This window comes from Lysinibacillus pakistanensis (genome assembly GCF_030123245.1).
GTDB lineage: Bacteria > Bacillota > Bacilli > Bacillales_A > Planococcaceae > Lysinibacillus > Lysinibacillus pakistanensis.
Genome location: NZ_CP126101.1, coordinates 2,969,995 through 2,995,989, shown reverse-complemented (window position 1 = coordinate 2,995,989; position 25,995 = coordinate 2,969,995). Strand labels below are relative to the sequence as shown.

General features: G+C 34.2%; 23 protein-coding genes and 1 pseudogene. 16 read left to right on the top strand and 8 right to left on the bottom strand.

Annotation, left to right across the window (positions count from 1 at the left end):
- Positions 1–65 precede the first annotated feature (65 nt).
- Together QNH24_RS14815 and QNH24_RS14810 are read left to right on the top strand one after the other, a co-directional pair.
- Positions 66–713 carry an ArsR/SmtB family transcription factor gene (locus QNH24_RS14815; protein ID WP_283872855.1) on the top strand — a complete coding sequence of 216 codons (648 nt, stop codon included), beginning with the start codon at positions 66–68 and terminating at the stop codon, positions 711–713.
- Positions 714–1,076: 363 nt separating this feature from the next.
- Positions 1,077–2,261: an MFS transporter gene (locus QNH24_RS14810; protein WP_430675514.1), complete on the top strand. Its 1,185-nt coding sequence runs from the start codon at positions 1,077–1,079 to the stop codon at positions 2,259–2,261.
- A 256-nt stretch (positions 2,262–2,517) separates the two neighbouring features.
- On the opposite strand, the gene QNH24_RS14805 is transcribed toward QNH24_RS14810, so the two are convergent.
- The gene (locus QNH24_RS14805) at positions 2,518–3,735 is read right to left on the bottom strand and encodes a helix-turn-helix domain-containing protein (protein WP_283868340.1); all 1,218 of its coding nucleotides are present in this window, start codon (positions 3,733–3,735) and stop codon (positions 2,518–2,520) included.
- Positions 3,736–3,880: 145 nt separating this feature from the next.
- On the opposite strand from QNH24_RS14805, the gene QNH24_RS14800 reads away from it, so the two are divergent.
- Positions 3,881–4,645, top strand: coding sequence for an alpha/beta fold hydrolase (locus QNH24_RS14800; RefSeq protein ID WP_283868339.1), 765 nt, complete (start codon positions 3,881–3,883; stop codon positions 4,643–4,645).
- 240 nt (positions 4,646–4,885) lie between these two features.
- Here the strand turns inward: QNH24_RS14800 and QNH24_RS14795 are convergent, their stop codons facing one another.
- From QNH24_RS14795 to QNH24_RS14785, 3 genes are all read right to left on the bottom strand, one after another.
- The gene (locus tag QNH24_RS14795) at positions 4,886–6,187 is read right to left on the bottom strand and encodes an alpha/beta hydrolase family protein (RefSeq protein ID WP_283868338.1); all 1,302 of its coding nucleotides are present in this window, start codon (positions 6,185–6,187) and stop codon (positions 4,886–4,888) included.
- A 175-nt stretch (positions 6,188–6,362) separates the two neighbouring features.
- Entirely contained in the window at positions 6,363–6,797 is a 435-nt protein-coding gene (locus QNH24_RS14790; protein ID WP_283868337.1) for a DUF3021 family protein, read from the bottom strand.
- 15 nt (positions 6,798–6,812) lie between these two features.
- Entirely contained in the window at positions 6,813–7,250 is a 438-nt protein-coding gene (locus QNH24_RS14785; RefSeq protein WP_283868336.1) for a LytTR family DNA-binding domain-containing protein, read from the bottom strand.
- Between the two features lie 836 nt (positions 7,251–8,086).
- On the opposite strand from QNH24_RS14785, the gene QNH24_RS14780 reads away from it, so the two are divergent.
- From QNH24_RS14780 to QNH24_RS14770, 3 genes are all read left to right on the top strand, one after another.
- Positions 8,087–9,565, top strand: a complete 1,479-nt coding sequence (locus QNH24_RS14780) for an Lsa family ABC-F type ribosomal protection protein (RefSeq protein ID WP_283868335.1) — start codon at positions 8,087–8,089, stop codon at positions 9,563–9,565.
- Between the two features lie 532 nt (positions 9,566–10,097).
- Complete coding sequence (locus QNH24_RS14775; RefSeq protein ID WP_283868334.1) at positions 10,098–10,982, top strand: GNAT family N-acetyltransferase; 885 nt, start codon at positions 10,098–10,100, stop codon at positions 10,980–10,982.
- A gap of 689 nt (positions 10,983–11,671) precedes the next feature.
- Positions 11,672–12,766 carry a DUF418 domain-containing protein gene (locus QNH24_RS14770; protein ID WP_283868333.1) on the top strand — a complete coding sequence of 365 codons (1,095 nt, stop codon included), beginning with the start codon at positions 11,672–11,674 and terminating at the stop codon, positions 12,764–12,766.
- 91 nt (positions 12,767–12,857) lie between these two features.
- Here the strand turns inward: QNH24_RS14770 and catA are convergent, their stop codons facing one another.
- Both catA and QNH24_RS14760 read right to left on the bottom strand, forming a co-directional pair.
- The gene (gene catA, locus QNH24_RS14765; RefSeq protein WP_283868332.1) at positions 12,858–13,517 is read right to left on the bottom strand and encodes a type A chloramphenicol O-acetyltransferase; all 660 of its coding nucleotides are present in this window, start codon (positions 13,515–13,517) and stop codon (positions 12,858–12,860) included.
- A 220-nt stretch (positions 13,518–13,737) separates the two neighbouring features.
- Positions 13,738–14,367, bottom strand: coding sequence for a TetR/AcrR family transcriptional regulator (locus tag QNH24_RS14760; RefSeq protein WP_283868331.1), 630 nt, complete (start codon positions 14,365–14,367; stop codon positions 13,738–13,740).
- A 184-nt stretch (positions 14,368–14,551) separates the two neighbouring features.
- On the opposite strand from QNH24_RS14760, the gene QNH24_RS14755 reads away from it, so the two are divergent.
- The 5 genes from QNH24_RS14755 to QNH24_RS14735 all read left to right on the top strand — a co-directional run bounded on the left by QNH24_RS14755 (position 14,552) and on the right by QNH24_RS14735 (position 19,773).
- Positions 14,552–16,213 carry a M28 family peptidase gene (locus tag QNH24_RS14755; protein WP_283868330.1) on the top strand — a complete coding sequence of 554 codons (1,662 nt, stop codon included), beginning with the start codon at positions 14,552–14,554 and terminating at the stop codon, positions 16,211–16,213.
- Between the two features lie 550 nt (positions 16,214–16,763).
- On the top strand, positions 16,764–17,273 hold the full coding sequence (locus tag QNH24_RS14750) for a GNAT family N-acetyltransferase (RefSeq protein ID WP_283868329.1): 510 nt from the start codon (positions 16,764–16,766) through the stop codon (positions 17,271–17,273).
- Between the two features lie 27 nt (positions 17,274–17,300).
- Positions 17,301–18,101 carry a MerR family transcriptional regulator gene (locus QNH24_RS14745; protein WP_283868328.1) on the top strand — a complete coding sequence of 267 codons (801 nt, stop codon included), beginning with the start codon at positions 17,301–17,303 and terminating at the stop codon, positions 18,099–18,101.
- Positions 18,102–18,172: 71 nt separating this feature from the next.
- On the top strand, positions 18,173–19,222 hold the full coding sequence (locus tag QNH24_RS14740; protein WP_283868327.1) for a serine hydrolase domain-containing protein: 1,050 nt from the start codon (positions 18,173–18,175) through the stop codon (positions 19,220–19,222).
- A 74-nt stretch (positions 19,223–19,296) separates the two neighbouring features.
- Entirely contained in the window at positions 19,297–19,773 is a 477-nt protein-coding gene (locus QNH24_RS14735) for a GNAT family N-acetyltransferase (protein ID WP_283868326.1), read from the top strand.
- A gap of 109 nt (positions 19,774–19,882) precedes the next feature.
- On the opposite strand, the pseudogene QNH24_RS14730 reads toward QNH24_RS14735, so the two are convergent.
- Both QNH24_RS14730 and QNH24_RS14725 read right to left on the bottom strand, forming a co-directional pair.
- Positions 19,883–20,218 (bottom strand): annotated as a pseudogene (locus tag QNH24_RS14730) (MerR family transcriptional regulator); the annotation flags it as partial.
- Positions 20,219–20,362: 144 nt separating this feature from the next.
- Positions 20,363–21,382 carry an alpha/beta fold hydrolase gene (locus tag QNH24_RS14725; RefSeq protein ID WP_283868325.1) on the bottom strand — a complete coding sequence of 340 codons (1,020 nt, stop codon included), beginning with the start codon at positions 21,380–21,382 and terminating at the stop codon, positions 20,363–20,365.
- A gap of 134 nt (positions 21,383–21,516) precedes the next feature.
- Here QNH24_RS14725 and QNH24_RS14720 point away from each other — a divergent pair, with 134 nt between their 5' ends.
- From QNH24_RS14720 to QNH24_RS14700, 5 genes are all read left to right on the top strand, one after another.
- On the top strand, positions 21,517–22,413 hold the full coding sequence (locus QNH24_RS14720) for a LysR family transcriptional regulator (protein WP_283868324.1): 897 nt from the start codon (positions 21,517–21,519) through the stop codon (positions 22,411–22,413).
- Positions 22,414–22,959: 546 nt separating this feature from the next.
- Positions 22,960–23,703 (top strand): GNAT family N-acetyltransferase, encoded by a 744-nt coding sequence (locus QNH24_RS14715; RefSeq protein WP_283868323.1) that lies wholly within the window; start codon positions 22,960–22,962, stop codon positions 23,701–23,703.
- Positions 23,704–24,038: 335 nt separating this feature from the next.
- On the top strand, positions 24,039–24,425 hold the full coding sequence (locus QNH24_RS14710; protein ID WP_283868322.1) for an Rrf2 family transcriptional regulator: 387 nt from the start codon (positions 24,039–24,041) through the stop codon (positions 24,423–24,425).
- 226 nt (positions 24,426–24,651) lie between these two features.
- Entirely contained in the window at positions 24,652–25,548 is an 897-nt protein-coding gene (locus QNH24_RS14705; RefSeq protein WP_283872854.1) for an NAD(P)/FAD-dependent oxidoreductase, read from the top strand.
- A gap of 129 nt (positions 25,549–25,677) precedes the next feature.
- A complete protein-coding gene (locus QNH24_RS14700; RefSeq protein WP_283868321.1) occupies positions 25,678–25,992 on the top strand; it encodes a thioredoxin family protein in 315 nt (104 codons plus the stop codon).
- The last annotated feature ends 3 nt before the right edge of the window (positions 25,993–25,995 follow it).

Sequence of the window (25,995 nt, the reverse complement as noted above, 5' to 3'; positions counted from 1 at the left end):
GTTAAGCTTAAAATTCAACTATTCAATAAATTAATTGAATAGTTGAAGGGTGGTTTGTTTGTATGGTGGACGAACGAAATTTAAAGGACTTATTATATCAAGAATTTGCAAGGATAGGGAAATGCTTATCAAGTCCAAAACGATTAGAAATTCTTGATATTTTATCTCAAGGCCCTAAATCTGTGGAGGCATTAGCCAAAAATACGGATATGTCAGTAGCCAATGTATCACAGCATTTGAAAGTACTATTTAATGCAAGACTAGTCATATTTGAAAAAGAAGGAAATTTTGTTTTTTATGAACTAGCCAATGAAATCATAGCCGATTTTTTAACCACATTCCATGCATTATCGGAAAACCAACTTAGCCAGGTTCAACAAATAAGGGAAGAGTTTTTAAATAATCAACTTGGATTAGATGGAATCACCCTAACAGATCTTGCTAGCCGTATGGATAAAGGGGAGGTATTGTTACTTGATGTAAGACCTAAGGAGGAATATGAAAAAGCCCATATTCCAGGAGCTGTTTCGATTCCTATTGCGGAATTAGAAGCGCATCTAGCATCGTTACCAACCAATTGTGATGTTGTTGCTTATTGTAGAGGACCTTATTGTTTAATGTCTGCCGAAGCGGTAAAAATTCTGAAGGCAAGTGGAATTAATGCTTTTCGATTAGAAGAGGGCTTTAGAAAATGGCAGCAATTAGCAAAATAATCATATGAAATTAGGTTTTATTATAGAGACAAAAGAACAAGAGAAGGTGTGCGAATGCTGCATGAATAAAAAAGTAAAAATATTTTTATAGGAGAAGCTATAGAATGTGAAAAATTGAACATCCAAGTTTTAATGTGAAAACGCTAAAGAATAAATTTGTAGAATTGGCTTGTGGAACATGCTTAAAGTCGAGATAACTAGTTTAAATCTCTTATTATCGAATGGGCTAACAAAATGATTCCGTTTTAACAATTGAGAATAATAGAAAGTAGGTGTTGAGAAGTGTTTAATCAATCACAAGATTCCGTTGAACAGTATATAGAATCACCCGAAAAGCTACAAAGTCTATATAGGCGTGTGTTGATGGTTGTTAGTCTATCTCAAATATTTGGCGGAGCAGGACTAGCTGCAGGTATTACGGTAGGGGCTCTTTTAGCTCAACAAATGCTTGGAACGGATGCTTATGCAGGAGTACCTTCCGCTTTATTTACGTTAGGGTCAGCAGGAGCTGCTTTCATTGTAGGAAGAGTATCACAGCGTTATGGGCGTCGTACAGGCTTATCAGCAGGGTTTATTGTCGGAGGTCTAGGTGCTATAGGTGTAGTGATGGCTGCCATGATGAATAGCGTTATTTTATTATTTGCTTCCCTTTTAATCTATGGAGCAGGAACCGCAACCAATTTACAAGCTCGCTATGCTGGAACTGATTTAGCAACTAATAAACAACGAGCAAAGGCTATTAGCACAACCATGGTGATGACTACATTTGGGGCTGTCGCTGGTCCAAATTTAGTAGAAATTATGGGTAAATTTGCTGTATCCATTGGTGTTCCATCGCTAGCAGGTCCATTTATCTTATCAGCAACAGCATTTATCATAGCGGGTCTTGTCCTATTTATTATGTTGCGTCCTGATCCGTTAGAAATTGCGAAAAGGATTGAAGCATATAAACAAAAGTCTGCATCTGAAACTAATACGCAATCTATCCATCCCACAAACAATAAAAGAGGTCTAGCAGTCGGTGCAACAGTTATGGTACTTACTCAGATTGTAATGGTTGCAATTATGACGATGACACCAGTACATATGAAGCATCATGGACATGGTCTGACGGAAGTAGGCATTGTTATCGGATTTCATGTAGGCTCCATGTATCTTCCTTCTCTTGTTACAGGAATACTTGTTGATAAAATAGGGCGCACAGCCATGAGTATTGCTTCAGGCATTACTTTGTTATTGGCAGGTTTATTAGCAGCATTCGCACCAAGCGATTCGATGGCGTTATTAATCATTGCACTTTCTTTACTAGGATTGGGCTGGAACTTTGGCTTAATTAGTGGTACTGCACAAATAGTAGATTCAACAGAGCCTTCCACTCGTGCAAAAACGCAGGGGAAAATGGATGTTTTAGTGGCACTTGCAGGAGCTTCAGGTGGTGCTCTTTCAGGAATGGTAGTAGCAAATGCAAGTTATGCAATACTATCTTTAGCAGGAGGGCTTTTATCCTTAGTACTTATTCCAGTGGTTATTTGGTCTAGAAGAGCATGAGATGAGTTATAGGACACTAAAGTTTTTAATCTGATACTAGTTTCAAAGCAACCAAGGCAATTTTTTTTTGAAACATGTAGTGAAATCAAGAATTTAGAGTGAATTTAAATATAACTTTATTAAAAAACAATATAATTTAAGGTTCTTTTGTTGGCATTCGGTACTCCGAAATGTGTATCAAAAGAACCTTTTCCTTTTAATTGATAACAAATAAAGTAGTTTTAAAACAAGAGCCTAAACTCGCATTTTAGGGTTTTTATTTTGGCAAATTTTTATTTACTAACTCTAAGGTGTTTTTAATGTAATTGTGATAAGGTGTTTCGGGTAGCGAATCTATATTATCAGCTGCCCTCTTTGCAAAAATAAGTGCTTCTTCTACCTTTCCTAGCTGTAAAAGACAATAAGCCCTATATGCATCTGCTGTGTAGAGAATACATAATTCAAGCGGGTAACTATTTGTATTTGGCATCTCAAATTTCTCAAATTCTTTTAATGCTTCATCTACCTGTTTTTTCCCTAATAACGCTTTACCTCTTTCAAGATAATAAAAGTCATTTCCAAGATTACCATTCATTAAGATAGCGTACTTATTTAAATAAAAAAGAGCTTGCTCATAATCTTTTGGTATTTGATTATAATAATGAGATTGCAGTAATAGTGTAAAAGCTAAGGACCTATTATTATCACTAAAAATAGCAAATTGTTCAGATTTTTTTATAAAATAGGAAAAGTCCTTTTCATTGTTATGAAGAAGTGCTTGGAACGCTGCTATTCGGAAGATATTATCCATTTTATAAAAGACCATTTTTCTTTTTGATATTTCAATTAATTGATTTAGTTTATCCTTTCCAGATTTATATTCACCAATTCCAAAGAGTAAGACCATTTCAACGAAATTTGCTTCTATATCAACAAACAAATCAATTACTATAGCCTTTTCCTCATATTCTTTTTTAACACTTCGTAACATTATTAGAGCTGCATGATACTTGCCGTTTTTTGCAAGGTATTCTACTTCATATACTTTAGCCGCCAAGCAATGGCTATAAAGAGATAATCGTTCATAGATTGTTATTGCCCAATCTATCAACTTTTTTCCTCGATTTTGATCTGTCTTTATTATTACTCTTCCAGAAATATCTAATATTCTGGCAGATTCCAATGAAATAGGAAACTGTTGTTCAAATATATTTTGAGTTAGATTAATTATCTGTTCATCGTTGTTTTTATCAAAGGCTTCCTCTAATTTCTTAAGTAAAGACTTTAGTTCATCAGGAGTAGGGTTACCTAACAAATACTGAGGATCGCAGCCTAACTGACGTGCAATGAATTTTAAGCTCTCCATAGAAGGGTTTGCACGTCCATTTTCAATCATACTTAACATTCCTTTTGACATTTTATTATCAGCTAGCTCTAATATTGTCATTCCTTTTTCTATTCTTAATTTTTTTATTCGTTTCCCTAACTCATTCATTTCCAACATCCTTTGTAATTCTATAATTTTAGTTCAATTATATTAAACTTTGTGTTGAAAAGAAAATTATTACATGCTAAGATAAGTTCAATCAAATTGAACTTTTTGAGATGAACTAAACAGGGGAGAAGATGAGGGATTGAATATGAGTGAATTTATTGAGGACAAAGTCGAACAAAAACTAGATATAGGTGGTATTGAATTATATTATGAATTATTAGGGAAGCAGCATGGAGGTCCTACATTAGTTTTCGATTCAGGATATGGAGTTACTTTAGATAACTGGAATCCGATTAAAGATGAAATATCAAGTTTTTCAAAAATGTTCATTTATGATAGAGCTGGTATTGGAAAAAGTGATATAGATAACAGACCTCGACATAGTAGGCAAAGTGTAGAGAATTTACGTATTTTACTAGTAAAAGCAGGTATACAACCGCCATATGTATTAGTAGGACACTCATTCGGAGGATTAAATATAAGATTATTTGCTAGTACATATCCAGAGGAAGTTGCTGGAGTAGTTCTTTTGGACTCAACTCATGAGGATCAAAATAAAATATTGCCTTCTTTATTTTCAAAAGAAGTTCAGGAAGCATATTATAATCAATTTACTTTAGAAGGCTCTCTTAATGAGGTTGAAGAAAGTTTAGAACAAGTTCGTACTTCTAAATCCTTTGGAAGTATTCCATTGATAGTCGTTACTGGCGGTCTCCAGCCTTTTCATACAGTGGAATCTATGGCTGCTTGGATTAGATTTCAGAGGGAGCTTGCTAACTTATCAACGAATAAACGACATATTATTGTTGAAGATGCTGGACATGCAATACATATTGATCGACCACAAGTTGTTATTGATGTAATTAGGGATTTGTTAGCTACAGTAAAGAATAACAATAAGAATTCATGACGTTAAATTTTTAAAAATTTATTGCATTTAGTAATAGTATATTCATTATGATTATTAACTACCTTAGATTAGTAATCAATGACTATACAGTAAATATATTTCATTCCATAATTTCAGTAGTTTAATAGAGGAGGCTCAACAAGACTTTATTTTAAAGTTAATGGGCTTCCTCTATTAAAATAATTATACAAGTATTAGACAAAGCCGTATCCTAATTTATGATGACAAAAAACTTTTTGTTCAATAGGTCTCTTTAGGAGTGAACTGGCCGATTCCCTTTAATTTGGAGTCGAAAAATTCAAGTATTAGTTCATTTTCAGTTTCAATACAATATAATTTATCAATATCAGCTTTTCCGCGTTGCACAATATTTGCCAGTATAGGAGAGAAAAGCGGTAAATCGGTCAAGCTTAAATGTTTTGCCCCTTGGAAATGAACCGTATATGCTTCTTTGAAGTGCTCATTATTGAGTTTGTTTGCGATATAAATGGGACTACTATCGAGCTGTCTCCAAACATCATCAGAATAAATGTTAAGAAGTGGGGTCGTAAAGTCTTTGTTATTTGCTACAAAATCATCGATTTCTTTCTTATAAATAAGTTCACTAAAGAAAGAGGCATCGATATTTACTACTGCACTTACATCATTGCGTGCTCTACCTAGCCACACACTTGCAGCACCTCCCATTGAGTGCCCAAACACACCAATCTTCTCTGTATTGATATGTTGATAAATAGGGTTATTGTCACTTTTGGCTTTTGCAAGTATTGTATCAAGGACAAAATTCATATCGTCTGTTCGTAGTTTCATCCATTTTTGGATAATATTATAGCGTTCTTCATTCGAGTAAACACCTTTATTTGCATTTTCCACTTCATTTTTAAAATCTGAATTGATCATAGTGACTTTTCCATCCTCTGATCGAGTATAGAAAGAATGATAAGGATGATCGATGGAAACGACTATATAACCATGGCTCGCCAGCTCAGTAAATGTAGAGGCGTTACTTTCCTTGATACCATATGCTCCATGTGAGAATACCAAAAGCGGATATGTTCCATCTGCCTTTTTTGGATACCAAAATTCCACATTCACGAATCTGTTTTGCTCCGTGTCTACAAATTCCTCGATGCGCTCTTCATCGTAAAATGTCTCAGTAGCGGTTGCGACTTCATATTCGCCTGTCACTTTTGGTGATGGGTACTGTGGAAAAATAATGACAGGTGAAAGTACAAATACAAATGTCACTATCATCATTATCGACTTCCAGACAATGCTAGAAGTTTTGTATGGTTTGTTATTTGTTTTCTTAAGGATAAGAGCTACTGTCCCATTTAAAGCTAATAAGAAAAGTAGTATAGCAAGCATTACCCAGCTAAAACTCCAGACAATCACTGATGAAACAATAAGTAACACAAATACTATAAATACAGCAATCCTAATCCAATTCTTTATTTTGTTATGGTTTTTCTTAGTCGCTATGCAGTAGAATGCAAAAGCAATCTCGAAAATCAAAGCCATTAATAGTAGTAAAATTCCCATTGTTGTTCCTCCATCTCATAATTTTTATGAAATCATCATAATAAACGGATGGAAGGATGTATATGGAAAAACAATAAGTTGTATTCACAAGCCAATAAGATGCAAAAACGGTAAGCTCTAATGCTTACCGTCAATAATTTGTTATCTGATAACTAGTGCTTATTGATTTTCTTGACTATTCACCTAATTCTTTCTTCATTAATTTTAGTTTTTCATTGATTTTTTTTACATCTTTTTTATCATTTTGCCATGACAGTAGACGAACAATAATATAAATTACCGCAATTTGCAGTGCTAGAGAGATTACACCTAATGCATCATTTACAATATTAATAGCGCTGCCTAGGACGATCAATAAAATCTCCAAAGTGAAGAAATGAATAATAATTCTTATACGCATTTTCTTCTCACTAAGATCATTAGGAGAATATAAAATAAATCCAGTTAATGCACTTAAAAGTGAAAATGACATAATGATATAAATTGACTTTAAATCAAAGGCCATATTGGGATAATATATTTGTCTTAAAAAAGTAATAATAATAATTATCGATGCGAAAATAATTAAGAAATCCTTAATGATGTCTCGTACAAATTCGGAAAGTTTCATATATGTATCCACCTTTTACAATCCAAGCATTTTTTTTAGAACAGGCACATACTGCCTTGAAATAACAGTACGTTCTCCGTTATCCAGCACCGCTTCGAATCGACCACTTATCGTCGGATAAACAGATGAAATTTTAGTGATGTTCAAAATTGTTGATTTTGATGCGCGAAAACAGTTGTTTCCTCTGCATAATTCTTCTAGTTCGTATAGTTTTTGTTTCACCTCAAAGACGTTGTCTCTGCAGTAAATAAAAACTTTACCCTCGACTGCTTCAAAATAATAGATATCACTAAGCTTAATGCGGTGAATACTATCATTTTGATGTCCAAGTAGAATAAGATTTTCAGTTTTCAGCTTGTTTATGATTTCATTTATTTCGTGATCAACCTCATGACATCTAATAATAATCTCTTCTTCTTCTTCTTGGCTTATTTCTTCTATTGAAATTTTCAAATCATCACCCACGAAAATTCAAATTATTTCTTTTGACTATACCTTCAGACAATCCTTTTTACATTTTATCAGATTAAAGTTTGGGATAGTAGTTAGAATTCTGTAAGTAAGAGGAGGAAAAAGGGCAAGTGAGAACTACTAAGGGAAATCAATTTCAAAATTGGATTTACTACATGAAAAATTACAGTTCTTTTTATGTTTTAAAATTGCTGTCCTTTTGACATTCAGCTACATATTTCATTGATAAAGTGAAGGCTAAGCGTAGTAAAACACTAAGCATTTTTAGATGAAGATGATGCTGAATTGAATTTTTATAAAAAATTTGTTAATATAAATATACAATTATGAGAGGACTGATGGATGAACAATGATTAACTAATCTATATTTTAAGTTGAAATCAATAACTTCAAACTACAAAATATAGGATTAGTCTGTCCATTTTTATCAATCAATCAGTTTTTACTTTATTTGTCATGATTCCTATGGCAAAAAAGTCCTTATTCAATACCAGTGAAAGACTAATCCTTCCAATGACAAATTGGGAGGATTTTTTATCTTCATTCAGCTTTCTGGATGTATTGTTTATCTGTAGCGAAAGCAAAGTGGCAGCTAACAATTACGCCAAGGCAAAATAGCTTCTCTCATAGTCAATATTCTGTCAAATCTAATAAAGGGAGTGAGAAAAATGAGCGATTCAGACACAATTGTTACACACGTAAACCTCCGTATAAGTCGTTAATATCCATCAAACTTATACGGAGAAGTATTACACTAGATGGATGTACCGACTTTGTATTAATAGAAAAAAGTGTTGATATACAAAGGAGGAATTTTCATGTCAATGATACAAGTTCAAGATTTAACTTTTTCCTATCCAGGTAGCTTTGATAATATTTTCGAAGGCGTAAACTTTCAATTAGATACCGATTGGAAACTTGGGTTTATCGGTAGAAATGGTCGAGGTAAAACAACATTCTTTAACCTATTATTAGGAAATTATGAGTATAGTGGGAAAATCATTTCATCAGTTGAATTTACTTATTTCCCATATCCAGTTTCAGATAAAAATAAGTTTACTTATGAAATTTTTGAAGAAATTTGCCCACAGGCAGAAGATTGGGAATATCTTCGTGAAATATCCTATTTAAATGTTGATGCTGAAGTTATGTACCGACCTTTTAAAACATTATCTAATGGAGAACAAACAAAGGTGTTGCTTGCTGCACTTTTTTTGGCAGAGGGTCAGTTTTTATTAATTGATGAGCCTACCAATCATCTAGACACGGATGCTCGAAAGGTTGTCTCTGATTATTTAAGGAAGAAAAAAGGATTTATTTTAATTTCACATGACAGAGTCTTTTTAGATGGCTGTGTTGACCATATCTTATCTATCAATAGGGCAAATATTGAAGTTCAAAGTGGTAATTATTCTTCTTGGAAGTTAAATTTTGATAGACAGCAGGAACACGAAGAGGCAACCAATCATCGTCTACAAAAGGACATCGAGAGATTAAAGCACTCTTCAAAGCGTTCAGCAGGCTGGTCAAGTCAAGTGGAAGCTTCCAAAAATGGCACTACGAATTCAGGCTCTAAGTTAGATAAGGGCTTTGTAGGACATAAAGCAGCAAAGATGATGAAGAGAGCTAAGAACATAGAATCAAGGCAGCAAAAAGCTATTGAGGAGAAGTCAAAACTGCTAAAAAATGTGGAAAAAACGGAGATCTTAAAATTAGAGCCATTGGTCTTTCAGTCAAAGCAACTATTGGCTTTAACAGATGTGTCTGTACAATATGATGGTCAGCTAGTGAATCAGCCAATTAGCTTTAAAGTTGAACAAGGTGATCGAATTGTACTTGATGGAAAAAATGGTAGCGGGAAAAGCAGTATCCTAAAACTTATTTTAGGAAATCCGATACAGCATACGGGCTCAATAAATCTTGGGTCGGGGCTTATTATTTCCTATGTCCAACAGGATACATCTCATTTGAAGGGAATGTTAGCGGACTTTATTGAGGAGCATAACATTGATGAAACGTTATTTAAATCGATCCTTCGTAAAATGGATTTTGACCGTATTCAGTTTGAGAAAGATATCTCTCATTATTCTGGTGGACAAAAGAAAAAGCTTCTAATAGCCAAAAGTTTATGTGAAAAGGCTCATTTATATATTTGGGATGAACCATTAAATTTTATTGATATTTATTCACGCATGCAGATTGAAGAGCTAATTCAAAAATTTAATCCCACAATGGTATTTGTTGAGCATGATCAGGCATTTCAACAAACTGTTGCAACAAAAACGATCACTATGTAGCTAGTAAACAAACGTTTTTATTTCTGTTAGATAGAATCCATTTTGAGTAATTTTTTTCAAAATGGATTCTTTAAGAAGATATTTTTTGGTACTAGAATGAAAGAGGACACACTGAAGCTTTACTCAGTAGTTAGAAGATTTTACAAAAAAGAGAATGCAAGGTAAAATAAATACAATCCGAAAACAGAAGGGAAATTAGACTTTTATGCTAAAACTTATTATCGCAAATTAAATTCCAATGAATTTAATAATAAGGACTATTCTGTAATTTTTGAAAATTATAGGTTTATTAGTGATGTCCTTTTGCGATAAATGAGAGAAGCAAATGTTGTCTAATCCAAATATAAGCAAATAATAAAGTATTAAATCAGACTGAGATATAAGGTTTGATCTTCAATACTTTAGTTTGCATATAAAGAGACTTTATGGGTTTTTGCTCATAAAGTCTTTTGCTGTTTTTAGGAGGTGATAATTCCCATAAAATACATACAATACAAAAAAACGATTGAAACAAAAATTGGAGGGAATTAAAATGGAAAAATATGAATTAGTAAGTGATTATCGAAATAATGAAAGCTTGAAGGAAAGCTTTAATGCCTTAGCAATGAAAACATTCAAATTAGATTTTCGAGGCTGGTATAACAAAGGGTATTGGAATGACACTTATATACCATATTCATTTGTAGATCAAGGTAAGATTATTTCAAATGCTTCAATTAATAAAATGTCAGTAATTATTAATGATAAAGTATATAAAGGCATTCAGATTGGTACTGTAATGACAGATGAAAATTATCGCAATCAAGGCTTGGCGAAGCGATTAATACTACATATTATGAAAGAACACGAAAATACCTATGATTTTATGTATCTTTTTGCGAATGATACGGTATTGGATTACTATCCAAAGTTCGGCTTTACACGTCTAGATGAAAGTGAGTTTAGTTTAGACTTAGCAAAAAGTTCCATTCAAATGAAAATAGATGCAAAAGTTAAGCAGCTTTCTATTGACAATGATCTTGAATTACTTGAAAAATTTGCGAAAAACCGCCATGTTAACTCAATGATTTTAGATGTTGAGCATAATGAAAGTTTATTAATGTTTTATTTTACGATAGTATTTCATGAGACTATTTTCTTTGTGGAGGATTTAGAAACGATTGTGCTAATGGAAGAAGAAGGAGATACGCTGCATATTTTCGATATCATTTCGTTAAATGCTCACAATGCGGAAGCTGTATTAGCAAGTATTGTAAAGGAAACAACAAAAAAAGTGGTATTTTATTTTACACCTAGTTTTACAATCAAGGGCATGACAGCAACCATTATGCCAAATGATGATGATGCGTTATTTGTTTTAGCGAAAAAAGGATTGCTAAAGGGTAACTTTATGTTCCCGTTAACATCACATTGTTAATAGGAAAAGCAAAACCTCATTTTTAATCCACAAAATGAGGTTTTTTCTTGGTGTTAATATAATTAACATAAAATCTTTTTGCTTGATTTACTCTGAATTAACTATTGTCTCAAGGACATAGTAACGGAGCATTGATATTTGCTTTGCATTCCATTTGCTCGTTTTCAAAGCCTCTCAATCATAATTTTCCCCATCAATAGCTACATCGAGTTAGCCGAAGAATCGCTCCAGACAAAGAAGAAATTGCTAAGGTGAGAGTAGAATCGCTCCGGACCGGGTCAGAGAAAAATTCGCTCCGAATCAAGGTAAATCTGCTCGGGTCAGAGGAAGAATCGCTCCGGTTCAAGTTAAACCTGCTCGGGTCAGAGGAAGAATCGCTCCGGTTTAAGTTAAACCTGCTCGGGTCAGAGGAAGAATCGCTCCGGTTTAAGTTAAACCTGCTCGGGTCAGAAGAAGAATCGCTCCGGTTCAAGATAAACCTGCTCGGATATTTTTTCAGTTTTATCTCTTTTTTCACAAGGTCCACATCTGAAGAACGAAAGAGTAATATAAATTTCTTGATTTTGTTAAAAGAATAAATTAGTATTTACTTACCGGTCGGTAAATTCATAAAATGAGCCTTTAAAAATATACGACTGGGGTTTTGTTTGCAGTTAGAAGATTTAGAGGATGGTTAAGGAGGAACGTTTATGACTAAACAGTTACAATCAAAACGAATTGAAGGGTTAGACTTTGCTAGAGCCTTGGCTATGTTTGGAATGCTTATAGTAAATTTTAAAATTATTATGGGAGCGGTAGGAAATGGGCCGAGTTGGCTTATATGGTTTACTGGACTTTTTGAAGGAAGAGCGTCGGCTACTTTTGTTACGCTAGCCGGTATTGGGGTTGCTTTGATGACAAGAAAAGCTAGAATTGGGGATAATCATTCTTATATGAAAAATAATAGAGTGAAATTATGGAAACGTTCCGCTTTTCTCTTCATTCTAGGTTTACTTTTATATGTGGCAGATTGGACTGGAGATATTCTACATTATTATGGTGTTTATATGCTGATTGCATCATTTCTTATCGCAGCCTCTACAAAGTTCATGATTATCATATCTAGTCTTTTTTTAATAACATCACAAATCCTACAAGTGATGATGAATTATTTAAAAGGATGGCATCCTGAACAACCATTTATGGAATATCTTGATTTTTGGACAATTGAAGGTTTTTTAAGAAATCTTTTGTTTAATGGGTATCATCCAGTATTTCCTTGGATTTGTTTCTTTTTACTTGGGATGATCCTTGGCAGACTTGATTTATCAAAGAAAACTGTAAGAAATAAAATGATGCTTATTTCTTTATTTTTACTTATAACAATAGAGGTACTTTCAAAGGTGTTAATGGGATTATCGCGGTCGGTATTAGATGTAAGCAGTGCAGAATATTTGTTTCAAACTGGACCAATTCCACCCAATATTTTATATATCTTATCAAATTCCGCTTCGGCGATAATTGTCACCGTTGCATCTATTTATTTCGCCGAAAAGTTCGCTGAGCAATGGGTGACAAAATCACTTATTAAAACAGGACAATTAACATTAACTCATTATGTTAGCCATGTATTTATTGGTGTTGGCCTATTAGCCTTAATGAACAGATTAGAGAACCAAACGTTAGCATTTTCACTAGTATTTACGATATTGTTTTTTGTGGCAAGTATTTTATTCTCTGTTTTATGGAGTAGAAAATTTAAAAGAGGGCCTATAGAATGGGTTATGAGAAAAATAACGAATTAATAGTTTAGTAGTCGAGTGAATTTTACATAAAGGGGATAACAGAAAAGCGTTCTTGTTAGACAGGAACGCTTTTCTACAAAAGAAATAGGTTTTAGTGGGTCATATTCAACCAACCATAGGATTCATCGGCAAAACTCTGAAGGTAATTCATGAATAAGCTTGCATGGTAACCATCACAAACAGCATGGTGCATTTGTAAAGAAACAGGAAGACAAATAGCATTTTGCTTGTGTACAAATTTACCTGCTGTAATTATCGGTAAAAGGTAATTATTCTCATTATGAATGTTAAGGTTAAAACCAGTAAATGAACACCATGGAATCATTGAAATGTGAAAAATATTTTCGGGAATTGGGGATTTCGGAAATAAACGTATCCTACCGTTATAATTCGTTACATCACTTTCGTAATCTTGATGGAACTGTCTAAAATTATCCGATGTTTCTGTCCAAATGCTCGAAAATGTCTTTGTCTCCTCATTAAAAATCGTGTAACTTGGATTTAGTTTTTCCCAATAGCCTAACTCTCCTTGGCTATTAAAACACGTTCTAAATGCAATATTAGAATTGATAGCTTTTGTCACTAGATAGATAAATGCTGGGTAAAACTTGAAATTATGATCTTTTATGTTTTTATAGAAAATACTAATATCTATTTCAGATGTCATACTAAACGTTGTTTGTTGGGTCATATAATGCTCAAAATACTCGTGTCGCTGCCAGTTCTTGCGATCAATTTTATTGAAAATCATTTTTCTTTGCCTCCTAAATATTCAAATTTTTATTTAGGAGGCTATTTTCACTGTTTTTTTCATACATTACACCCCACTATTGATGGTTATATCCTATTATAACATTCATTATTAATAGCAATTTTTCAACATTTTTGACGATTGCTAAAATAAAAGAATGAATTTGTCAATTGATTCGTCAACTTATTATAGCACGTTACTTTTGAAAGCTGTCTTTAAATTATTTTTTATCAATAAGTGATTGAATATAGATTTCGGTCATTTTAATTTGTTCTTTCCATAATGAAATAATCCATTCTCTGTCCTCCAAAGAGATTAAAAAAGTCGCAAATCCATTTAAATAAGTAACTATTAAATCATTTATTAGCTCAATGTCAGAAGGGGTTAATTGATCCCCATAAAAATCATTTAATAAAACCTCAAATAAATCAAATGGTGTCTTATCTCTGTCCTGATTGAAGATAAGATCATCAAACTCTTTATCGTATGAAGATTTCACTACAAATTGTAATTGAACATTAATTAGATGTAAGTATTCTTTATTTTTTTCATCAATAAAAAAAAGAAAATATTTTAGCATAATATCAGAAAAAGAATCTGTTTCTTTAGATTCATTATAAATTTGTTCTAAAGCTTCATTCATGAGTATATTAGATAAAATAAAAGCCTCTTGTTGAATCGTTTCCATAGAACCGAAGTGATGAAATACACTTGCTTTGCTAACATTGGCTCTCTTTGCAACGCTGCTAGCACTTAGCGCCTCTATACCATTTTCGGCAATTAAAGAAATAGTAGCATTTAGTAATGCCTCTTTTGTTTTATTTCCCTTTTTTTCCCTACCATCTATCATTATAGAACCTCCTAACGAATGGTTGTTACATTTATTAATTATTATATCATAAATTAATATACTTGACCGGTTGGTTAGTTTTATGTACAATTTTATTGACCGTTCGGTTAGTTTTTAATAAACCAATTATTAAAAAGTGTTTGTATGAAACTTCATTTCTAGTAAAAGATAAGGAGACAAATAGATGGAAAAAAGAAAGTTACTTATTTTTGCGATATTACTTGCATTGTTAACGTCTTTTATAAGTTTTAGTCAATTTTTAAGTCCTTCTCAAGAAGAAGTAGGGGAAACAGAAAAGGATTTTTCATCGGACCGAGCTCTAAATTTTTTAAAAGAAGTAGCAAAGGAACCACATCCTATAGGCTCTTCTGCGAATAAAAAAGTAAGAGATTATATTGTAAAGCACTTTCAAGATTTAGATATTCCTGTTGAAATTCAATCGAAGCCAGTGAAGGATATTAGGGATGAGGAGTATGCTAAAGAAATAGGTGCAGAGAATGTTGAAAATATTATTGCAAAAATCCAAGGAACATCCAGTGATGATAATGCGATTTTATTAACAGCTCATTATGATTCTGAAATAGAAACTCCTGGAGCATCAGACGATGGTTATGGCGTTGTTACAATTATGGAGGCAGCAAGAGCTTTAAAACAAATGTCAGCACCTAAAAATACAATATATTTTGTTCTAACAGACGGTGAAGAGCCTGGTTTACTTGGAGCGAGAGCTTTACAAGATCGAGCGGATATTTTAGACGAAGTACGTGTTATGCTAAATTTCGAGGCAAGAGGTAATACAGGGGTACCGATTATGTTTGAAACGAGTTCAAATGATCTAAGGCTGGCGCAATTTTATAAGGAGACTGTTCCATACCCAGTAGCATACTCATTTGCTTCTGAAATGTATAAAAAGATGCCGAATGATACAGATTTTACGGAATTAAAAATAACAAAAAAATTAGGGTATAACTTTGCAAATATGGGTGGTTTAGAGGCATATCATGCAGTGATAGATCGTGTAGAGAATAGTGACGAGGAAACAATTCGTCATTTTGGGGACTATGCACTTCCTTTAGTGAAAAGGTTTATGATGATGGACGTAAAAGAGTTTCAGGCTTTAGAAGATAGTAAAGGTAATGCGATTTACTTCCCAATAATGAAAAAAGTATTAGTTGTGTACTCCGAAAAGCTTGTAATTCCGTTAATGGTTGTTTTACTTATCTTAACAGTCGCAATATTCTTCTTCAGCTTTAACAAGCAAGTGACACAGATTAAAGGATTAATTTTTAGTTTAATAGCGTCGATTGGTAGTCTTGTCTCTATTTTCATTTTCTATTTCCTTCTAATTCGTCTACTAACAATTGTTTTCAACATTGAATTAGATGAAGATGGTATCGTTATGTTTGGTACATATAATCCGTTGATTCTTACATTGCTGATGTTACTAGCTATTGTGCTCACGTTCTTTTTGGCGAAGTGGGTTTCAAAAAAATCTGGTACCGTGAATTTCGCGATAAGTACGCAAGTTTTATGGATGGTATTAGCTGTAATTACGAGTCTTACTTTCAAAGGTATTAGCTACGCATTTACAATTCCTGCAATCATTAGTTTACTGTTGATTTTACCAATCATAGGAAAAGCAAAATGGGCAAAGGGTGTGTATCATTATGTAGTAGTAGCAGGATGGACCGTATCAAGTATTCTATTGCTCGGGCCAATTATGTATCTTATTTTTATAGCAAAAACAATTACTATAGCACCTATAATAACAGTTGTTACTGCATTAATTACATTTTCTATAGTAGGAATTGTGAATTGGTTAACGGCAAATGATGGGAAAGCATAACATTAGGAGCAACCGGGTCGGTTAAAAAATCTCAGTCCTAAGAGAAAAGTGATCGGGTTTACTCTGGAACTGCTCGGGTTCACGCGAAAAATGATCAGGTCAGTCAAAGAACTGCTCGGGTTGGCTGGAAAACTACTCAGGTTAGCCCATAAGCTGCTCGGGTGCAAGAGAAAAGTGATCAGGCCCACTACCAAGTAAGGTTTCGAAGTGTCCCTTTTTATTATGAAAAGTCTTGAGTTTCACACTGTGTGAACCTTTATAATGTTCTTTAATAATTTCCTGACTGGTGAAGACTTTAATCAATAGAGGATGTAAAATCCTTCTGGTTAAAGCTTCACTTGATTAAGAGAAAATTTTCTTAATTAGGGTTCTGTTAGTCATAATTAACTATGGCTAATGTTAATGGAGCTTATGTGGGATCTAAAGGTTTATGAAAAAATAAAGAAGCTTTATAATACCCTTTATCTAGTGGTTATTTTTGCTATTTAAATAGAAACCATTCCTAAAAATTGTATATTTTAAGCATAGTAGTTAAAGGAGAAATGCAATTATGAATGAAAGAGAATTTGATAAAATTTTCGCTCTAATGGAGGAATCGTTTCCAGAAAGTGAGCGAAGAACTTATACGGGACAGAAGGAGCTGCTGGCCGATCAACATTACCGTCTACTTACGGAAACAGATAACAACAATCAAATTGTAGCTTTTTTAGCAGCATGGGAATTTCCTTCGTTTCAGTTTGTAGAACATATTGCTGTCGATCCAGCTTTGCGTGGGAGTGGAGTAGGAGGAAAAATGTTGGCCGCTTATATGAAAGAGTCAAAAAAGCCCATTCTCTTAGAGGTGGAGTATCCTGACACGGAATTGGCTCAGCGGAGAATAGGCTTTTATGAGCGATTAGGTTTTCGCCTTAATTCCTTCGAATATGTACAGCCTCCTCTTCACAAGGAACAGGATGATTTACCGCTAAAAATTATGAGCTATCCTCAACTTTTAATGAACGAGGAGTTTATTTTATATAGAGAAATCTTATATAGAAATGTATATAAGATAGAAGATTAACGTTGTGCTACCAAGGAGGTGTTTTGCTTGTATAAAATCGGGGAATTTTCACGGATTAATAAAATATCTCAAAGAATGCTTAGATATTATGATGAGAAAGGTTTATTAATTCCAAAAAAAGATGAAACGAATGGTTATCGATATTATACGAACGAGGATATTTCTAAAGGGAATAAAATAAAATTATTGCGAAAATATCATTTTTCCATTGATGAAATAAAAAATGTCTTGGAAATGGATTCCACAACCCTTACAGAAAGTTATGAACAAAAGATTGCTGAATTGTATGAAAAAACGATTGAATATTATCAGCTTATCGAGGAAATGAAAACTTATATAGAACCGAATAATAAGATAAAAAGGGTTAACACCTATGACGTCTTTTGGGGAGTCAGAAAATCATTTCATGCTATCTGTATAAGAAAAATTGTTGATGAAAAAGGCTTGGAGTTGTTAATTGATCAACTTCTTATATCCATAAATAAAACCAATCCAATTTTGGTTGGTAAACATTTGGCAATTTTCTATTCAATGGAGGGGGAGAATTATTCGCAGTTTGATGTAGAAGTATGCCAGCCAATAATAGTAGAAGAGGAAGAAAAGGATACTAGAATTAAATTTTTTGAGGAAGAAAATTATATCTATACAATACATATAGGTATTTATGACAGTATCAGTTATGCATATAGTGCCTTATATGATTGGGCACATTTAAATGGATATTGTTTAGATGGACCATTTATTGAAAAATATTATACAGATGCATTAATCACACTAGATAGAGATGAATATGTCACAGAAGTTAGTATTGCTATAAAAAAACGCTAATGGAAGTGAAACCTTTGCTTCTTATAAACGTGATGAGAAATGGTGAAAAAATTTTTAAGAGGTGAATTTATATGAATAGTATATGTAATCAAACGATAGATACAGCAATTCAACAATTATTTAACAACCTTTCACCAGACGAACCGGGCTGTGCTTATATTGCGAGTTTCGATGCTGGTGTAACATATAAGGGGGCAGTTGGTTTAGCTTCTATAGAAAAGAAATTACCCATTACAACAAAAACTGTTTTCAATCTTGCATCCGTCTCTAAACAGTTTACAGCATTCACCATTTTGTTATTGGAGCAGGAAGGTAAACTAAGTTTAGACGATTCAATTTTAAAGTATATACCTTCTCTTGGGGAATATGCTGAATCTGTCACGCTAAGACATCTGATTCATCATACTGGTGGATTAGTAGATTATATGGAATTAGCTGAAAAAGCAGGGGTTTCGGATAAAGAGAAATTAACTGCTGAACAATCTCTAGAACATCTTGCCAGCCATCCAATTGCAGATTTTCCTGTTGGAACAAAATTTGAATATAGTAACACGGGATATTTTTTATTATCTTTAGTAGTTGAAATAGCTAGTGGAAAATCTCTTCGTGAATTTTCGAAGGAACGTATTTTTGGTCCTTTAAATATGATTGATACAACTATCGTGGATAGCTATCCAACTAATATTCCGATTGCTCGTGGGTACACGAAGAACGAGCAAGGTGAATTTGAAATTTATGAAAGTCCTTGGGAACATACTGGTGATGGAGCGGTTCATACAAATGTTGAGGATTTAGTAAAATGGGGGCAAAACTTCGCTACTGGCATTGTTGGTGGGAAAGAGCTTGTTAAAAGAATGGGGGAGGTAGGACCAAAAACTTCTTCAACTGGCGAGCTAATTATAGATAATGAAGACTATGCTTTTGGCTTGTCTATTGGTAAAGATTTTAATAGTTCCTACTTGGAGCATTCTGGACTCTGGGCTGGCTATCCTTCTCACTTCATCTACTTCATAGAGGAACGTTTAACGATTGCGGTGCTAAGTAATGTTGAGGATTTTGATAGTGAAGAATATGCAATAAAAATGGCAGAAATTATTTTAGGGAAACATGCAAAGAAATAAATACAAGATTTATTGTATGAAGCTCTGTTACTTATAAACCTTTGTCTTTTGCTAATAAAATAGGAGATTAAAAAATGAACATAACGCTTACTAATGTGGATAAAAATAATTATGAGGATGTTTGTGACCTATCTGTGGCAGAAAATCAGTATGATTATGTAGCAGAAAATATGTGGTCACTCGTTGAATCAAAATTCAACCCCTCCTATCAAACACGCGCAATTTGTATAGATGAGAAACCTGTCGGATTTTTCATGTGGGTGCCTGAAACAACTAAGAGAATATCGATTTGGAGATTTATGGTAGATAAAAACTATCAAAACAAAGGTATCGGACGTAAAGCTTTACAACTAGCGCTTAACGAAATTAAACAAACAGATGGATTAGAAGAGATTGAAATCTGCTACAATCCAAATAATCCTGTAGCGAAAGATTTTTACGGAAGCTTCGGTTTCGTGGAAGTCGGTATAGATCCAGAGGGTGAAGATGTATTAGCCATTATAAATTTAGTCTCTACCTTTAATAGTGGTGAGATAAATAACAAATTTTAGTTTAAAAAATGAAAATGGAGCATGTTTTTATCAAATCATAAAAACACGCTCTTTTATTTTATCTTCATTCAGCAGAAGACTCCCAGGTGAGAAGAATGCGGTATTGGTTCCTTTTCAGTAGGTGTCCAAAACCTACCATCTGGGAAAGCTTGGATCTTTCGATTTCAAGCAGTAGCTCGATTTCACTTTCTTTAAGCCTAAGCATGCCACGAATCTGTTCAGCAGATATTTCTTCTTGAAGAAGATGCGCGATTTGCTGTAGTGTAAACCCTAATTCTTTAAAAATGATGATTCGGTTAATCTCTAGCAGCTGTTCAGCTGAGTAGTACCGATACCCAGTGGATTCATCCGTTTTGGTAGGCTTTAAGATTCCGAGCTGATCATAATAACGCAACGTTTGTAGTGGAATTCTACTAAGTCTGGAAAATTCGCTGATTTTGAACAATTTTTCACCTTCCTTCTTTTATTTCGTTATGAGTATATACCCTCTAGTTAGGTATAAAGTCAAGAGCTAAATCAAACCTCCACGAAATCTTGATGTAGAACGCTTTACTTAAGTGATTGCAAACTTAATTGAAGAAATCAAATATCAGCCATTTGTTAACAGCAAAAATTGTTTCAAATGGTTGTCTATCACGAGGGAATCCTGTTCGTTTTGACCGATTCCAAAGCAATGTCCCCACTTGGATTCGATTGGTTGAAAAATAGCATTAGGCATATGTTTTACTTCATATGCATTATCTTCCGGAGGGAAAAACAGATCGGTCGAGCCTGGCATAACAAGTGCTTGAGCGCCAATACGGTTTAATGCCTGTTCAAAATTTCCCTTGTCTAGAGGATTGGCGCTAATATCCCCGCTGATTCCAGTACGGAGCACAGCAATTAAGTCGTTGGCATCGAAGGAAAGGAACACTTGATCCCAATAATCTTCTAGATATGCCTTTAACGTTGAGTATCCTTCTTCCTGATAGAGCTGTTCTAAATAATAAGACTGAGAAAACCCCCAAGGAGCATAGGCACGTCCCATCGCTGCAAGTCCTCTTGTAGGCTGATAGCTATAGAAACCTTCCTTCCAGTTAGAATCCGCTTGCAAGGCTACGATAAGTGCCTCAAAAACAAGCTGTGCATGTGGCCTCGTCTTTGCTGTTCCACCAAACGGTGCAATGCGCTCGACCATCTCAGGATAGCTTGATCCCCATTGAAAGGTTTGAAGTGCTCCGAGTGACCAGCCAACAACTAAAGCAATCTTCGTAATACCAAATTTCTCGGTTATGAGCCGATGTTGTAGCCGGACATTATCATAAATCGTTACAAGCGGAAAATTCCCTCTGTCAAAAGGGGCTGGTGTATTGCTTGGTGAGGAAGATAGACCATTTCCCAACATATTAGGCACAATAATAAAATATTTGTCCGAATCGAGAGCTTTACCAGGTCCAATCAACCACTCATTATCAGTATGCTGACCAGCAAACCAGGTAGGATAGACAATTACGTTTGACTTAGTAGAATTTAAGGCTCCATAAGTTTTATAGGCAAGGAAGGCTTGGGGCAGCTTTTGACCCGATTGTAGCTCGACATCTCCCAATGAATAAATTTCGTAATCTTTCATTATACAATTCTCCTTTGTTATACAAAATTTAATGTTGTAGCTTGATTTTCACTCTACGATACTGCTAACATCAAATCAACGAAACGTTTTTGATCGTAATGTTCAATTTTTTTGAATGAAGAGGTGCTGTCTTAATGGAAATTCGCCAACTTAAAACATTTTGGACGCTTGCTTCTACATGTAGTTTTAGTAGAACTGCTGAAGTATTGAACTATGTTCCGTCTACTATAACAATGCAAATCAAGGCTTTAGAGGAAGAATTAGGAGTTAAGCTATTAGATCGACTAGGGAAGAGTGTCATTTTAACAGATGCAGGTCATCGTTTATTGCCCTATGCCAATAAAATTTTAAATGATATAGAGGAGGCTCGATATGTCTCTAGTGAGAGCGGAGAATTAACTGGTACGATTACAATCGGTGCAGACGAAGTGCTCTGTACATACCGTTTACCCGCATTACTCCGGGTTTTTCGCGAACGATATCCACATGTCCGTCTTTTATTTAGACCCTTGTCTAGTCACAATTTGAAACAGAGTTTGAGGGAGGGGAATGTGGATGTGGTCTTTATGCTGGATGAACCTAGCGTATCTACGGATCTTCATACCGAACTTTTAATGGATGAACCTTTTCTTATGGTAGTTTCCCCCAACCATCCATTAGCTGCATGCTCTACATTATGTATAGAAGATTTTAACAGAGAGCAGATTCTACTTAGTGAAAAGGGTTGCTCATACCGAACTTTCTTCTACCACACGTTATTGAGAAAAGGGGCAGACAGCTTGACTGAACTTGAGTTTAATAGTGTAGAGGCCATTAAACAATGTGCAATGGTTGGGCTCGGCATTGCCTTACTTCCTGAAATGTCACTTAAGGGAGAGTTAGAGCGGGGAGAACTAATCACTTTACCGTGGGATTTATCTGAAATACAATTTGCTACTCAAATGCTGTGGCATCAAGAGAAATGGATTTCACCATCAATGAAGGAGTTTATCGAATTGGCAAGAAGTGTACTAAAATTAAAAGTTTCATAAAAATAGTTCATTTTGAGGGGAAGAGTAAAAGGTCGAATTCAGGGGTTATTGAAAACTCTGAATAGACCTTTATCAATCATCGTTGTTCCAAAACGATTGGATTAGCGATTAGAAAGCCAATTTCACCTGCAGTAAAAAAATTCTCTGAGATTACTGAGAATTGGGTAAATAAAACTGAGCTATAGTTGATTAAAAATCAGTAGTGAGATTTTTCTATTTTTATTAAACTTAAATAAATAATTGGTTAAAAAGGTTGGAATACACTATAGTTCTAGATGTGCTAATAATATCATTTGGTATTTTACAAAGGTGGTTGAACACCCTATTAGAAATTTTTATATTCTGTTTTTCCCGTAATAAAAAACTTGAGATTCACACTATGTAAAGTTTTATAATACTACTAATTCATTCTAAGTATTTTTTAAGCAAAAATTTCCGAAAAATGCTTGGCCGATAAAATTTAAAGAAATGGGGGTGAATACAATTAGATGCAGATGTTACTAATAGAGAAAATAAATTGAATTCCAACTATAGGGGGTAATAAGTATGCCTTTATTTTCACAAACGATAACTGACTTTTGGGAGTCACAATTTTTAAATGGAGACATTATCTACAACGATAAAACTTTTACTGTCACCATCAACCATGACCTGAGCGAAGACAGTCGGGTCATGGTACTGGAAACTGCTGACGGCCGGGTTATGGCAGTCTTGACATCTGAAATGGCTGAGAAGTTAGATCTTTTTAGAGGACAAGAGCTGTCAGAGCTAAACTTCCACCAAAAATTGAATGAAGGGGGAGTCACACTGCATGGCGCAGATTATCTTTTTTATTTTTCGGAAGCAGAAAAGAACGCCTTGCTGCAAGAAAATCAGGAAGGGACATTGCGCCAATTAACCGAACAGGATGATGCAATTTTCTCAGCGTTTGAATCCTCTGCCTCTGAACAAGATTTGGATGACGCTTATGTAGAGTTGGATCATTGGGCAGTATTTGGCTCTTTTGAACAAAATCGCTTGGTTTGTGCTGCTAGCATGTATCCCTGGGGAGAAGATGTACAAATAGCGGATCTCGGCGTATTGACCCTATCAGCTTATAGAGGAAAAGGTCATGCTCGTAAAGTGGTGCGTTCAATCTGCAAATATGCCTATGAGCAGGGATACGAACCACAGTACAGATGCCAGCTCGATAACGAGGCTTCTAGATTCTTAGCTAAAGCTGCAGGTTTAACACTGTTTGGAAAGTGGGATGTAATTTCCCCTGATTGCACTATCAGAGAATCCAAGTAGGATTGGAGAATTGTGGTTGATTTAAACAAAGTACCTGGCCAAAACCTAACGCGAGAACTCAATTTCAGGAAAGCTATTTTGGGACGGATTGTTGCTTTCAATTATTATGTCTGGTGATTGGCTTCAACCTAGAGGTCCAATGAGAAAAATTAAAACACCTTCAAGAGAATGCTTCTATATTGGTAGATATAGAGTAAATCTTGCAGGTGTTTTTTCAATTGTGGTTAGGTGTAATTTAACCACGGATATAAACAGAGAGAGCATAAAAATTGAAATTGCAAATATTCAATGCTATTATGGATGTATAAAGTCTCTAATTGAGGTGAATAACAGTTATGAAATATTCTAAAGCTACAAATTATGCACTACACACAATGCTTTTTCTTGCAAAGGAAATACCAAATAAACCAATGGGTGTTCAACAATTAGCTGAGATGCAAAATGTTTCTCCCACATATTTATCTAAAATCCTTACCAAGTTAGTCAAAGAGGGCATGATTAACTCCGTATCAGGTGCTAATGGTGGATATACACTTAGTCGCAATTGGGAAGATATCTCATTTTTAGATATAATTCATGCGATTGAAGGCAAATCTTCGTTGTTTGATTGTTGTTTATATAATGATCCTAAATGTGTAATAAAAGAAGTAATGCTATCTGCAGAAGAAAAACTTGAGAATGAGTTAAGAAATAGAAAAATATCGGATTTTGTGAAAAAATAGTCGTGGATGTATAGTCCACCATTATTTTTTTGAAAAATCATAGATATAAGGAGTCTTTTAAATCTTTGAATGTTTTTATCTTGGCTTCTTTTTGGCTGCGGATTTTCTATAAATTTTCAAGTGGTTTTAGCATAGAATCATTCTGTTTTTAAACTTTAATTTGGAGCTAGTGCATGTTTATTAACCAAACATGTATTCTAAACAACTTATGGAGGAGATTTACATGATGAAAACATTTGATTGTGCAGTTATAGGTGCAGGTGGCGCCGGTTTAAATGCAAGTTTGATTTTAGGGAGGTCCCGCAAAAATGTCGCCTTATTTGATAATGGAACAAATCGGAATCGTGTGACGCAGGAATCACATGGGTTTCTAACACGTGATGGCATTAAACCAGCAGACTTTAAAGAAATAGCTTTAAAAGATGTAAAAAAATACCCTTCAGTTCATTTTTATCAAAACACAGTGATGAATATAACAAAGCAATCAAACGGATTGTTTAAAATTGAGACGTTAGAAGAAGTAGAGTATGTTGCTGAGAGAATAATATTGGCCACAGGTGTTCAAGAGAGATTTCCAGCGATTCCTGATATTAAAAATTATTATGGGAAAAGTCTATTCAGCTGCCCAACTTGTGATGGATGGGAGCTAAGGGATAAACCTCTAATTATCATTTCAGAGGATGAAGAACAAACCCTTTTTAAAGGAAAGTTATTATATAACTGGTCAAAAGATTTAGTAATAGCTACAAATGGTCATGAAGTTTCTGCTTCGACATTAGATGAACTACAAAGAAAAGATATATCTGTTATTACCGAACCTATTCAAAACTTAAATGGTGAGGATGGTTATTTAAACAAAGTAGTGTTTAGTTCAGGACTTGAAATCGAAAGAGTGGGAGGATTTATCGTATCTAATTTTGTGCGACCAAATCAATTTGCAGAGCAGCTTGGTTGTCAATTAAATGAAAATGGTAGCATAGTGATAGATGAGGCAGGACGAACAACTGAAGAAAATGTTTATGCAGCGGGGGAGACAGCAAAATTAGGTCAGTCTTCATTAATAGTTGCAGCTGCTGAAGGTTATAAAACCGCGATGGCAGTTGTTTTCGATAGTACAATGTAAAAATTTTATTTTAATTATGGATATTAAAGATCTTTGAAGTTTGTTGAAAGGGGGGATTGTAGGTTCAAGTATAACACTTAAAGCATATTATATCTTTACATTTTTTATTTCCATGAAGGAGGAAAAATTATGGCAATTGCTCATATAACAACAAAGCAAGAATTAGGAGAACACCTAAAAACTAAAAAAATTGTGATTATAAATTTTTGGGCTGAGTGGTGTAGTCCTTGTAAAATGTTTGGAATGGTTTTAAATCAACTTGATGAAGAGTACGATGATAAGGTGAAAATTTTAAGGGTGAATGTTGACAAAAGTCCGGAGATTGCAGCGGAATATCAGGTTCTTGGGATCCCTCATTCACGTTTGATTATTCATAATAAATTACATGAACCAATTGTTGGATATATTCCTTTAGAAAACCTAAAGCAAATTATTGGAGTTTGATTC

Bases quoted from the DNA above. Each gene is read 5' to 3' on its own strand.
- QNH24_RS14810 (WP_430675514.1), top strand. From the start codon at position 1,077: ATGGTTGTTAGTCTATCTCAAATATTTGGCGGAGCAGGACTAGCTGCA.
- QNH24_RS14805 (WP_283868340.1), bottom strand. From the start codon at position 3,735: ATGAATGAGTTAGGGAAACGAATAAAAAAATTAAGAATAGAAAAAGGA.
- QNH24_RS14800 (WP_283868339.1), top strand. From the start codon at position 3,881: ATGAGTGAATTTATTGAGGACAAAGTCGAACAAAAACTAGATATAGGT.
- QNH24_RS14795 (WP_283868338.1), bottom strand. From the start codon at position 6,187: ATGGGAATTTTACTACTATTAATGGCTTTGATTTTCGAGATTGCTTTT.
- QNH24_RS14790 (WP_283868337.1), bottom strand. From the start codon at position 6,797: ATGAAACTTTCCGAATTTGTACGAGACATCATTAAGGATTTCTTAATT.
- QNH24_RS14780 (WP_283868335.1), top strand. From the start codon at position 8,087: ATGTCAATGATACAAGTTCAAGATTTAACTTTTTCCTATCCAGGTAGC.
- QNH24_RS14775 (WP_283868334.1), top strand. From the start codon at position 10,098: ATGGAAAAATATGAATTAGTAAGTGATTATCGAAATAATGAAAGCTTG.
- QNH24_RS14770 (WP_283868333.1), top strand. From the start codon at position 11,672: ATGACTAAACAGTTACAATCAAAACGAATTGAAGGGTTAGACTTTGCT.
- catA (WP_283868332.1), bottom strand. From the start codon at position 13,517: ATGATTTTCAATAAAATTGATCGCAAGAACTGGCAGCGACACGAGTAT.
- QNH24_RS14760 (WP_283868331.1), bottom strand. From the start codon at position 14,367: ATGATAGATGGTAGGGAAAAAAAGGGAAATAAAACAAAAGAGGCATTA.
- QNH24_RS14755 (WP_283868330.1), top strand. From the start codon at position 14,552: ATGGAAAAAAGAAAGTTACTTATTTTTGCGATATTACTTGCATTGTTA.
- QNH24_RS14750 (WP_283868329.1), top strand. From the start codon at position 16,764: ATGAATGAAAGAGAATTTGATAAAATTTTCGCTCTAATGGAGGAATCG.
- QNH24_RS14740 (WP_283868327.1), top strand. From the start codon at position 18,173: ATGAATAGTATATGTAATCAAACGATAGATACAGCAATTCAACAATTA.
- QNH24_RS14735 (WP_283868326.1), top strand. From the start codon at position 19,297: ATGAACATAACGCTTACTAATGTGGATAAAAATAATTATGAGGATGTT.
- QNH24_RS14725 (WP_283868325.1), bottom strand. From the start codon at position 21,382: ATGAAAGATTACGAAATTTATTCATTGGGAGATGTCGAGCTACAATCG.
- QNH24_RS14720 (WP_283868324.1), top strand. From the start codon at position 21,517: ATGGAAATTCGCCAACTTAAAACATTTTGGACGCTTGCTTCTACATGT.
- QNH24_RS14715 (WP_283868323.1), top strand. From the start codon at position 22,960: ATGCCTTTATTTTCACAAACGATAACTGACTTTTGGGAGTCACAATTT.
- QNH24_RS14710 (WP_283868322.1), top strand. From the start codon at position 24,039: ATGAAATATTCTAAAGCTACAAATTATGCACTACACACAATGCTTTTT.
- QNH24_RS14705 (WP_283872854.1), top strand. From the start codon at position 24,652: ATGAAAACATTTGATTGTGCAGTTATAGGTGCAGGTGGCGCCGGTTTA.
- QNH24_RS14700 (WP_283868321.1), top strand. From the start codon at position 25,678: ATGGCAATTGCTCATATAACAACAAAGCAAGAATTAGGAGAACACCTA.